This window comes from Proteus sp. G2674 (assembly GCF_009915195.1).
In the GTDB taxonomy this organism is placed as follows: domain Bacteria; phylum Pseudomonadota; class Gammaproteobacteria; order Enterobacterales; family Enterobacteriaceae; genus Proteus; species Proteus mirabilis.
Window position 1 is genome coordinate 46,760 of the sequence record NZ_JAABLS010000016.1, and the last position, 11,664, is coordinate 58,423.

The following is an 11,664-nucleotide window of genomic DNA, read 5'->3' on the forward strand; positions in this document are numbered from 1 at the left end:
TATCATCTTAACCGAGATGGAAAAAAGCTGAGATGATCCAGAATACTTTAATAGTTTAATTGATAATAAAAATATTATATTGAAACGGGTTAATTTTTGTATTGCTAGGCAATAAAAGTCTTACTCTTTATCATTCATCAATAGTAGTGCGGTGTCTTCACTTATTATGCTAAATAATGGTATTTATTGCCGGTAGATCAAGGTATTGGTAAAAGTAAGCTAAGGCTTTATTGTGCAAAGAATAAAGCCTTATTGGGGGAATCAATCAGCTAAGGACGGATTTGAGCATAGCTTTGTTGTTGATTTTCTTGTGCAAAAAAATAGCGCAAAATAAAGTTCAATAATACGCCATAGGCCGGTAAGAAAAACAGCATACAAATCGTCAATTTAAAAGTGTAATCCACAAGCGCTATTTCGACCCAATTGGCCGCCATAAACGCATCTGTACTGCGATAAAAGGCAATAAAAAAGAAGGCAACAGTATCTAAGAAATTACCAAAAAACATCGCTGCACTTGGTGCAACCCACCATTTTTGTTGCTGTCTTAAACGATTAAAGACAGAAACATCCATAATTTGCCCTAACACATACGCCATAAAGCTTGCAGTCGCTATTCTTGCCACCATGATATTAAAATCATTGAGTGAGGCAAAACCTTGCCAACTTCCTTGGAAAAAGAGTGTTGATATTAGGTAGGAAATAGCTAATGCCGGTATCATAACGGCAGTAATAATGCGTCTTGCCAGAGGGGCTCCATAGATACGAACAGTTAAATCTGTCGCTAAGAAAATAAATGGAAAAGTAAATGCACCCCATGTGGTATGGAAGCCAAAAATAGAAATAGGCAATTGAACAAGATAGTTACTAGAAGTAATTATCAATATATGAAATAACGAAAGCCATAATAGCGCCGCCGCTTTTTGGCGGGAGGTAAACCTATACATAAATTGTACCTTTTTAGTGATTGGGGTGAGGGAACCCAATAAAACGTATGATTTTCTCTCATCAGGAGAGGATGCGCATCATACTCTTGTTGCGCAACAAAAGCAAAGATCGGCGATAACTCAACGTGAAGTTGATGAATGTGCCGTGATGTGCGAGGCAAAGCGAGATATAATAGTGCTATCTGTTAGTGCGAAAAAATGGTTAATACAATGAATGCCCAATTTGATGATGCGACAAAAACATTAGATACCTTAGGACTACGTTGTCCTGAGCCTGTTATGTTAGTGCGTAAGACCATAAGAAATATGGCTCAGGGGGAAACACTGTTGGTGATTGCTGATGATCCGGCGACAGTGCGTGATATTCCCGGTTTTTGTCGTTTTATGGAACATGACCTATTACAGCAAGAGACGCAAGCAACACCTTATCGTTATTTGATCCGCAAAAAAGAGGGTCAGCTGTAAATCAGCTTATCTGGTAAAAAACACGCTTATCAAGCGAGATAAAGCATGGCTTGTCTCGCTTGTGGCTCTTTCTTCCAAGGCAAAAGTAGCTCTCCTTGCCTTTTTATACCTCATATAAAATCCATTTCCCTTATGAATAAATGCCATGGTTTTATGATGAATTAGTCATGTTTTTTCTAAGAGATTATTTTTCTATATTTATAGGTTTGTGTGAATTAATAGATTTATTGTATTAGTTTCGTATAAGAAACAATTAAAATAATTTTATTTATCTCTTTTGTATTATTGTGAAAATAGTATTTGAAAATGTTTATTTATTCATCATTTTAATGGTAATGGGATAATTATTAGTTAATTTTTTGCTCTTTTTGTTTTTCCTAAAAATGCTATTTTAGTGTTTTTTATAATAGAGTTTATTTTATTTAATTTGTTTGATTTCAATAAGATATATTTTCATTTATTTAAAATGCCACATATTGATAAATTATAATCTTGTTAAAATACCTTGAAAAGTTCATTATTCACAGCGTATTAATAAATACAAAAACCTCTAATAAATAAGGATCTCAACTGTATGTGTTATTAATCTAATATTTAGACTATTTATTTTAATAGCCATAAATAGATGACGTTCTTAATTAATTCGTTGTACCGGAAACCATTCGCATAGGGAGTACGGTATTTTTTTTATCAGCACAATTCCACTAACTATGAAAAAAACAAAACATTTATTTAAAACAAAGGGTTGTAATATTCCTTTTACTTCTGTGATGATGGTAAGTTTTGTCTTAATGGGCTGTAACGATCAATCGACTCAGCCAACCAAGCCTGCTATCCCAGAAGTGGGAGTCTATACTGTCAAAGAGGAAATTCTTCCATTAACGGTCGATTTGCCAGCAAGAACGGCATCTTATCGTGTCTCACAGGTGCGTCCACAAGTCGATGGTATTTTAGAAAAACGTCTATTTACTGAAGGTAGTGATGTTAAAAAAGATCAACCACTGTATCAAATAGATAAAAAACCTTACGAAACTCAGGTAGCTAAAGCACAAGCGGCTTACGATAATGTGAAAAAATTAGCTGCCCGTTATAAATCTTTACGTGCCACTAATGCCATTAGTCAGCAAGAATATGACGATGTAGTATCACGCCTTGATCAAGCTAAAGCCGATTTAAATCAAGCAAATATTAACCTTGGCTATACCCAAGTTTTATCACCTATTAGCGGCAAAATCAGTCGCTCTTTTGTTAGTGAAGGGGCATTAGTGAGTAGTGGACAAAGTCAGCCATTAGCGACCATCACACAGCTTGATCCTATCTATGTGGATATTACCCAACCTATTACTAACCAACTGAAATTAAAGTCACTGATCCAACAAGGTGTCGTCACTGATAGTGAAGATAAAATGGATGTGACGCTGTTTTTAGAAGATGGCTCTCAGTACCCTTATACCGGTACATTAAGTTTTTCCGAAGTCCAAGTTGAGCCAAGTACAGGCTCAGTGACATTACGCGCCAAATTCCCTAATCCACAGCACCAATTATTACCAGGAATGTATACCAAAGCTCGCATTATGCAAGGGACTCAAGAGAAAGCGATTGTTGTGCCACAACAAGCGATTACCTTTGATGCCCGTGGTAAATCCATCACATATATCGTTGATCAACAACAAGTATTACAAGCAAGAGATGTTGAAATATTAAAACCACAAGGTAATGGATGGATCATAAAACAGGGATTACAAGCTGGCGATAGGATCATGACAGAAGGTCATCATCGTGCAAAACCGGGCGTAAAAGTCAATGCGGTTCCTGCTAACAACATTTCATTAAAGACCACCTTAGAGTAAGTCTTCATTTAGGTAATACATTATTATGTCTCGATTTTTTATTAATCGGCCAATACTTTCGTGGGTGATGGCTATTGTTATTATGATTGCAGGAGGATTGTCGTTAATAAAACTTCCTGTGAGTCAATATCCTGAAATTGCAGCTCCAGCGATAATGATCACCGCAGTTTATCCCGGTGCATCGGCTGAAACAGTGCAAGACACGGTTGTTCAAGTTATTGAGCAAGAGCTTAGCGGATTAGATGGCTTCCGTTATTTAAGTTCAAATAGTAATACGGATGGTAGCTTTGAAGTTATCGCCACTTTTGAACAAGGTACGGATAGTGATATTGCGTTGATGCAGGTACAAAATAAACTGCAATTAGCAACACCTAAGTTACCCCTTGAAGTACAACGACAAGGGATGAGGGTAGTGAAATTCCAGATTAACTTTATGCAAGTGGTTGCCCTTGTAGATGAATCTGGAAAATTAGATGCCTTTGATTTAGGTAATTACCTTGCCTCACATATGAAAGATCCTATTTCTCGTATTGATGGTATGGGGGATATTCTGTTATTGGGATCACCACGCGCTATGCGTATTTGGCTTGATCCGGATAAACTGACCAATTATCACCTGATGCCGAAAGATATTGCCGCGGCTATCCAAGATGAGAATGTACAGGTGTCCGCCGGGCAGTTAGCGGGCTTACCGGCATTAAAAGGTGTTGAGTTAAACGCAACCATTACCAGCTCATCACGTATGGTATCAGTAGATGAATTCAACCATATTCTATTAAAAGTGAATCTTGATGGCTCACAAGTTCTGTTACAAGATGTAGCGAAAGTCGAAGTAGGGGCAGATAATTTCTCTATTTCAAGCTTATACAATGGTAAACCGTCTGCGGGTATGGCTATGCGCTTAGCGCCCGGAGCTAACCTACTTGATGTGTCTAAAAAAGTAAAAGAGGTTGTGGAAGCTCAGTCGCAGTTTTTCCCTCAAGGTGTAAAAGCCCTTTTCCCTTATGACACAACGCCTTCTGTAAAATCGTCCATTAGCTCTGTGGTAAGAACGATTGTCGAAGCTTCCATCTTAGTGTTCTTGGTTATGTTCCTATTCCTACAAAATATTCGGGCAACCTTGGTACCAACATTGGCTATACCGGTTGTTTTATTAGGAACTTTTGGTGTATTAGCCGCATTAGGTTTAACTATCAACGTATTAACGATGTATGCCATGGTGCTCGCAATCGGCTTGCTGGTGGATGATGCCATCGTTGTGGTTGAAAACGTTGAACGGATCATGCATGAACAGGCGATTTCGGTAAAAGAAGCGACCATTCTCTCGATGACGCAAATTCAAGGGGCGTTAGTGGGGATTGGTCTTGTTTTATCTGCGGTCTTTGTGCCAATGGCATTTTTTGGTGGATCGGCTGGGATTATTTATCGCCAGTTTGCAGCGACTATTGTTGTCGCGATGGCATTATCAGTGCTTATTGCATTAACATTTACACCCGCATTATGCGCGTCAATATTGAAAAAACCACAACACAAAGAGAAGAAACGTCGCGGATTCTTCTGGCTGTTCAACCGTTTCTTTGATAGAGGAACTAACTATTACGAGAAGGGGGTACGCAATATCTTGTACCGTCGAGGCCGTTATATGTTTATTTTCCTCATTATTACCGTTGGAACAGGGTGGTTGTTTACGCAATTACCTAAAGCCTTCTTACCAAATGAAGACCAAGGGGTTGTGATGATTGAAGTCCGTATGCCAGCAAATAGTACCGCTGAGCGTATGGAACAAACCATGGCAGAATTTAGGGATTATTTACTGACCGAAGAAAAACATCTGGTTAAAACAGTATTTACTGTTAATGGCTTTAACTTTGCAGGTCGTGGTCAAAATGCGGGTATGGCATTTGTTAACTTGGCTGATTGGTCTGAGCGTAAAGGAAAAGGAGAAGATGTTTTCTCATTAGTGGCGCGAGCACAGCAACACTTTAACTCTATCCGTGATGGTATGGTTATTGCGTTCCCACCACCTGCTATTATGGAGATGGGGAATGCGATGGGATTCGATTTCTACTTACAAGATAATGCGGGTTTAGGCCATACTGAATTGGTTAAAGCTCGTGATAAATTCCTCGAATTAGCAGCACAAAGTCCAGTATTAACTAATGTTCGCCCGAATGGTAAAAACGATGAACCTCAATTACGTGTTGTGATTGATAAAGAGCGTGCAAGAGCGTTACAACTGCGTTTATCTGATATTAACGATACATTATCTGCCGCATGGGGCTCGATGTATGTAAATGATTTTATTGATGAAGGCCGTGTTAAACGTGTTTATCTTCAAGGGGAAGCCTCAGCGCGTATGTTGCCAACCGATCTGGATAAATGGCATGTTCGTAATCAGCGCGGTGAAATGATCCCATTCAACGCCTTTGCAACAACACAATGGTATATGGGGCCACCGAAATTAGAACGTTTTAATGGGCTATCAGCGATTGAGATCTTAGGTGAACCAGCGCCAGGTTACAGTACGGGTGACGCGATGCTGGCAATTGCAGATATTATGAAACAATTGCCATCTGAAATCAGCCTAAGCTATAGCGGTCTGTCTTATGAAGAAATTCAAACACAAGACCAAGCACCTGCATTATATGTGATGACAATTCTGTTTGTTTTCTTAAGTTTAGCGGCACTTTATGAAAGTTGGTCAGTACCTTTCTCTGTCGCTTTAGTGGTGCCATTTGGTATTTTAGGGGCTGTTATCGCGACACTGTTACGAGGTTTATCCTCAGATGTCTATTTCCAAATAGGTTTGATGACCACCATTGGCCTATCAGCGAAAAATGCCATCTTAATTGTTGAGTTTGCTAAACATCTTTATGAGAAGGATGGTAAACCATTAATCGATGCGGCAGCAGAAGCGGCAAGAATGAGACTACGCCCTATCATTATGACCTCACTCGCCTTTACTTTTGGGGTATTACCTATGGCACTTGCTGCAGGCGCAGGGCAAGGTAGTCAGCACTCTGTTGCAACAGGGGTAATTGGCGGTATGCTTGCATCCACTTTCTTGGCTATTTTCTTTGTACCACTGTTCTATGTCTTTGTGGTTAAACTATTTTCACGAAAAAAAGCACATGTGAGTATTGAGGAAATAGATAAGTAATAGAATTATCTCGCAGTGAGATTTAAGCGTAAAAATAACCCAAACCATAGCAATGACTGTGGTTTGGGTTTTATTTTTAGGTTAGTTTAATCTTGGTGAGGAGATTTTAGTTTAACTTTTAATAGTCTTACGGCATTGGCGGTCACTAAAGCTGTTGCTCCTGAGTCAGCCAATACGGCAACCCAAAGTCCAGTGATACCGAATAAACTGGTTACTAAGAATATCGCTTTTAAACCCAATGCTATGGTAATGTTTTCACGGATAATTTTACGTGTTGCACGAGATAGCTGAATAATTTCGGGTAAGCCAGTTAAACGGTTATGGGTTAATGCTGCGTCGGCAGTTTCTAAAGCGACATCTGTACCACTTCCCATCGCAACACCAATGGTAGCCGCTTTCATTGCTGGTGCATCATTAATACCATCACCCACCATCATTGTGTTATGTGTTTGACTGATTTCCATCACTGAGGTGACTTTATCTTCAGGGAGCAATCCTGCACGGAAATCCATACCCAGTTTTTGTGCAATCGCAGCCGCTGCTCTTGGGTTATCACCGGTTAACATCACGGCATTGATATTCATCGATTTCAACACTTTCATTGATTCGATAGCATCGTTGCGCAATGTATCTTGCATCGCAATCACACCAATGAACTGATCTTCTTTTAATACCACCACAACGGTTTTGCCTTCATCTTCAAGACGAGCGACTTGTTGTTGCCATTGTGCAGATAATGGTGTGGTTTCTGATAATTGTGTTGGGGCACTGACCAGAATATGTTGATTATTTAAATAACCTTCAATCCCTTTACCCGCTAAAGCCTTGCGATTATCGGCTTCCACAACATCAATTTGTTGCTCTTGTGCTTTATTAATAATGGCTTTTGCGAGAGGGTGATGAGAGCCAACTTCTACAGAAGAAGCCAACATCAGTAGTTCTTTCTCATTAAAGCCTGCATTTGCTATGACATCAGTGACTTGAGGTTTACCCTCTGTTAATGTGCCTGTTTTATCTAGAGCAACGATATTGACTGTGCCCAGTTGTTCAAGTGCTGCACCACCTTTAATTAAGGCACCTCGTTTTGTTGCTGCTGCCAGTGCTGATGTAATGGCGGCTGGTGTTGAAATAACCAGAGCACAAGGACAACCAATTAATAACAGTGTTAAACCACGGTAGAACCAAGTTTCCCAAGGTTGAGCGAATAACAAAGGTGGAATAATGATCACTAATGCGGAAAACAGCATAATCAGTGGTGTGTAATAGCGACTGAAACGGTCAACAAAACGTTCAATGGGCGCTTTACGCTCTTCTGCTTCTTCGATCAGTTGTAAAATACGATCGATGGCATTTTGCCCCTGCTCAGAGACCACTTTCATTTGCACCGAGCGATCAACAGATAAACAGCCAGCAGCGACTTTTTCACCCTGTAAACGTTCGACCGGCACCGATTCACCCGTTAATGCGCTTTCATCAAAACTTGCAAAAGCAGTAATTAATTCGGCATCTGTGGGTAAGCGCGCACCTGGTGCAATTTCAATAATATCGCCGGGGCGCAATTGAGCTACAGGGACTGTCTGTTTTTTACCCTCTTTTATTACCACCGCTTCTTCTGGTACAAGAGCCATTAATGCGCTGACTCCGCGGCGTGCACGACCCGCAGCGTAAGACTCAAGCATTTCGCCAATCATAAACAGCAAAATTACCATTGCCGCTTCTTCGGTGGCATTAATAAACAGTGCCCCAATAGCCGCAACACTCATCAAGGTTTCAATCGCGAATGGGGTACCACTACGAATGAGTCGTAGCGATTTTTTTACAATAGGGAATAACCCGATTAATGTCGTTGCAATAAAGGCAGCGCGACCTGCTTGTGGATCAATAAACTCGGCCCCCCAACTTATCGCCATTAAAATCGCTAAGATAATGACGAATGAGCTCTCTTTTAAGAGGCTTTGTTTTGCAGGAGGCTGAGATCCCGCTGATGAGATATCAAATAGTTCAAAACCGGCACTTTTAACGGCACTAATCACATCAGTACGTAAATCGGTATCAGCATCGACAACCAGTTTTTCAGTGGCAAACAAGATCTTCGCTTGTTTAACGCCGACCACTTTCAGTACTGCTGTCTCTATCTTTTGTGCGCAGCTTGGGCAATCCATTCCTTGCACTTTCCAACTAAAACGTTGCTGTGCAATTTTTTCAGGCTCTACATTAGAGACAGGGGCGTTGCTGTCACAACAGCCATGGGCATGATCATGACCATCATGAGCGTGATGATTATGCTCATGTTGATGGCCATGATGATGTTCTTCTTCACATTCAGGATCACTCTTATCGATTTTGCTATGAGTGTGTCCACTTTCAGTATGTGAGTGCATACTACTATTATCTGCCTGATTAGAGCAGCATTGAGAGCTTGAACAGCAAGCATCGGTATGTTTATGGTTATCGTGTTGATGAGCGTGTTTAGACATACGCCTCTCCTCGTTCAACAAAGTACAGTTTTATCAATTACCGATACTTTACAGCTTGGAGTAGAGTCCAGAGTCAAGATAAACAGAGCGTATTGATTGTCAAAAAGTGCGGATTTGTTAAATCAATTAATCCCTTGTTTCTATTGATAAAGAAACAAGGGATAAGGGTGTTACAGAAAAAGGGCTCTAACAATAAAGAAGTGACCAATAAAGTAACAGGCACTTACCAGTCCTTTAGAGGCTGAAAAAGAGAAGCGGAAACGGTTGATAAGCCAAATAGAGTAAGCAATTACTAACAAGAGTGAGCCTATCATGATAGAAAAGTTGTAGTCGTTGCTCAGGTAGAAGAATTTCTCTCCTGCAACCCAAAACATCGCAAAAGCCGCTAATAAAGTCAGTAATACAGGAATGGCAAATTTATCCAGTTTAGTCCAGATGATGGCTAACACGATAATTGCGGCAACGATAACAAAACCAAGCAAAGGAAGATAAAAAGAGATTTGTAATGGTAAGGCAAAACTAATTAGGTAGAGAATATAACTTAGGAATAACAAGGCTAAAGAAGGTAGTAAATACTTACCTTCAAACATTTTTAATACATCAGAAAGTAATGTTGCTAATAAAGCGCCGACAATAAGATAACTATTAATGCTATGCTCAGGGACTTGCCATGCCCAAAGGAGTAATAGTAGTAGCGTAATAGGACGGAATAGCCATCGTTGCCAATTAGGGCCACGATACGCGGCATCGATATAAAGCCACCCAGAAAATAAGACAGCGAGAAAAGGCCAACTCATAATATCTTCCTTATTCTTATATAGAGAACTCTTTTATTATTCATAACAGAAAGCATAATTTAAGAATAGCGATTAATGAAGAAACTGGCGTATTAATTAAAATTAACTACAGATAAGCACAATGTGAATTTATAACGATAATAGGAATGAGTGTAATGAATAAAGCGGGAATGTTAGGTATCGCGGTGCTGATTATCATTATCGCTAGCGCAACATATCGTTTTTTTGAGCAAAGAAAACAGCGTATCAGTGATGATAATTCACCCGTTAAATTATATATGGTAGAAGTTGTTGATAAGCAACAAATACCGAAAAACGATCGGCGTTCAAGAGAAAATGATATTAATGGGCCAGAAACAACCTATTACTATCAAGTGACTTTCCGTTTAACAACGGACTCTCAGCAAGATATTATCTTACGTGTGGATAAAACCACTTTCTCAAATGTAGCGCTGGAGATGAAAGGGCGATTATTTATGCAAGGTAGTCGTTTCGTGCAGTTTGAAACAGATGCACCAGATAATGAGAGTAGTAAAACATCAGCTAAATAAGCATCAGAGCATAAGAAACTGGGGAGTTAGCGTGTTATCCCCAGTGACTTGAATAGACGATAGTTATTGGTTTTTATTTTTTTGTTTTTCTAGATACTCTTTGCGCAACTCTTTTTGTATTCTCAATAGCTCAAAAATACCAAAAAAGAAGATCTTAAATTGGAGTAAGCCAGAAGGTTTTTTATCTTCGGGTTGGCCTGCTTTATACATGGCAATTTGTAAGCCGTGCATAATCACCATAAAGATTAATGCGATATCCATAAAGTACTTTAAAGGTTTAGGGAATGGGGAAATAAGATTTAAACAAAGAAATCCCCACACACCGATCATTAAAAATCGACCTAAAAAGATTAACATAGCAGCTCCATAACAAATTAAGCAGATAAATTGCGAATATAGAGACGATAGGCGACTTGGCCTGCGATTTTTTCTCTATGTAATCGCCAATTTTCTGGTAAAGAATAAACCTGTGCGTTTACTTCTTCTTCAATATAAATATAACAACCTTCGGCTAACCATTGGTTATTTTCTAATAATTGCAGGGTGTTTGCCAACATACCTTGATGAAAAGGAGGATCTAAAAACACCACATCATATGCAGTACCTTGTTTAGCTAGATAATTTAACGCACTATCTTGAATAACATGCCCATTATCAGCGCCAAGCAGCGCTAAATTAGCAGTAATTTGTTGCGCGACTTTACGGTCGAATTCAATGAATGTCGTTTCTTTTGCATAGCGAGAGAGTGCTTCAATACCTAGCCCACCACTGCCGGCAAAGCAATCTAAGCAACGAGCGTCCTGAATAACGGGCATAAGCCAATTAAACAGTGTTTCTTTGACTCTATCGGTGGTGGGACGTAATCCTTGGCTATCAAGCACAGGAAGTTTCCGACCACGCCATTTACCTCCGATTATTCTGATTTGTCCCATCGGCGTTTTTTGTGGTTTCTTAGCCATATTTTTCTGATATATATCGTTTAAGCGTGAATTTTGGCGTGTTTTAATGTTTCAAGGAACAAGTTTGTTGATAACTTGATAACTTACCTTGATTTAAGCGCGAATAATTTACCATAAAATTCGTATAAAAGATGCGTTTATCCTCGATCAAATGATAGACTTCATTATTATTTTTAATATCGTCAATGTTATCGCGCCATGATTTAGTGCGAGGAGTTTAGTAGCTAATGGCAAAAGAAAAAAAAGGTTTTTTCTCGTGGCTCGGATTTGGCCGTAATAAAGAAGAAAATACTGCACAAGAGAAAGAACAACAACGTTTAGAGGCCGAACGTGCAGAGCAGGCGCGCTTAGCCGAAGAAGAAGCTCAACGTCAAGCGCAACTAGAAGCTGAACAAGCGCGCCAAGAAGCGCAAAGAGCAGAAGCTGAAAAATTAGCTGCTGAACGTGCAGAGCAGGCACGT

Annotated in this window: 9 protein-coding genes and 1 pseudogene; 5 read left to right on the plus strand and 5 right to left on the minus strand. The window is 39.6% G+C overall.

Annotated elements, in window-relative coordinates; all coding sequences use genetic code 11:
- Positions 1–269: 269 nt before the first annotated feature.
- Positions 270–944, minus strand: a complete 675-nt coding sequence (locus GWI58_RS07365; RefSeq protein WP_004245400.1) for a 7-cyano-7-deazaguanine/7-aminomethyl-7-deazaguanine transporter — start codon at positions 942–944, stop codon at positions 270–272.
- A 210-nt stretch (positions 945–1,154) separates the two neighbouring features.
- Here GWI58_RS07365 and tusA point away from each other — a divergent pair, with 210 nt between their 5' ends.
- The 3 genes from tusA (at position 1,155) to GWI58_RS07385 (ending at position 6,419) form a co-directional block, all read left to right on the plus strand.
- Positions 1,155–1,409: a sulfurtransferase TusA gene (gene tusA, locus GWI58_RS07375; protein ID WP_004245397.1), complete on the plus strand. Its 255-nt coding sequence runs from the start codon at positions 1,155–1,157 to the stop codon at positions 1,407–1,409.
- Between the two features lie 710 nt (positions 1,410–2,119).
- Positions 2,120–3,259, plus strand: coding sequence for an efflux RND transporter periplasmic adaptor subunit (locus tag GWI58_RS07380; RefSeq protein WP_161769045.1), 1,140 nt, complete (start codon positions 2,120–2,122; stop codon positions 3,257–3,259).
- Positions 3,260–3,284: 25 nt separating this feature from the next.
- On the plus strand, positions 3,285–6,419 hold the full coding sequence (locus GWI58_RS07385) for an efflux RND transporter permease subunit (RefSeq protein ID WP_094959947.1): 3,135 nt from the start codon (positions 3,285–3,287) through the stop codon (positions 6,417–6,419).
- An 86-nt stretch (positions 6,420–6,505) separates the two neighbouring features.
- On the opposite strand, the gene GWI58_RS07390 is transcribed toward GWI58_RS07385, so the two are convergent.
- Positions 6,506–8,896: a zinc/cadmium/mercury/lead-transporting ATPase gene (locus tag GWI58_RS07390; RefSeq protein ID WP_161769046.1), complete on the minus strand. Its 2,391-nt coding sequence runs from the start codon at positions 8,894–8,896 to the stop codon at positions 6,506–6,508.
- 170 nt (positions 8,897–9,066) lie between these two features.
- The gene (locus GWI58_RS07395) at positions 9,067–9,693 is read right to left on the minus strand and encodes a lysoplasmalogenase (protein ID WP_004248875.1); all 627 of its coding nucleotides are present in this window, start codon (positions 9,691–9,693) and stop codon (positions 9,067–9,069) included.
- 146 nt (positions 9,694–9,839) lie between these two features.
- On the opposite strand from GWI58_RS07395, the gene GWI58_RS07400 reads away from it, so the two are divergent.
- Positions 9,840–10,244 (plus strand): DUF2500 family protein, encoded by a 405-nt coding sequence (locus GWI58_RS07400; RefSeq protein ID WP_017628207.1) that lies wholly within the window; start codon positions 9,840–9,842, stop codon positions 10,242–10,244.
- Positions 10,245–10,307: 63 nt separating this feature from the next.
- Here the strand turns inward: GWI58_RS07400 and GWI58_RS07405 are convergent, their stop codons facing one another.
- Positions 10,308–10,601, minus strand: a complete 294-nt coding sequence (locus tag GWI58_RS07405; protein ID WP_004248877.1) for a DUF1145 family protein — start codon at positions 10,599–10,601, stop codon at positions 10,308–10,310.
- A gap of 17 nt (positions 10,602–10,618) precedes the next feature.
- Positions 10,619–11,203 carry a 16S rRNA (guanine(966)-N(2))-methyltransferase gene (gene rsmD, locus GWI58_RS07410; RefSeq protein ID WP_004252744.1) on the minus strand — a complete coding sequence of 195 codons (585 nt, stop codon included), beginning with the start codon at positions 11,201–11,203 and terminating at the stop codon, positions 10,619–10,621.
- A gap of 227 nt (positions 11,204–11,430) precedes the next feature.
- Here rsmD and GWI58_RS07415 point away from each other — a divergent pair.
- Positions 11,431–11,664, plus strand: a pseudogene (locus GWI58_RS07415) (signal recognition particle-docking protein FtsY); the annotation flags it as partial.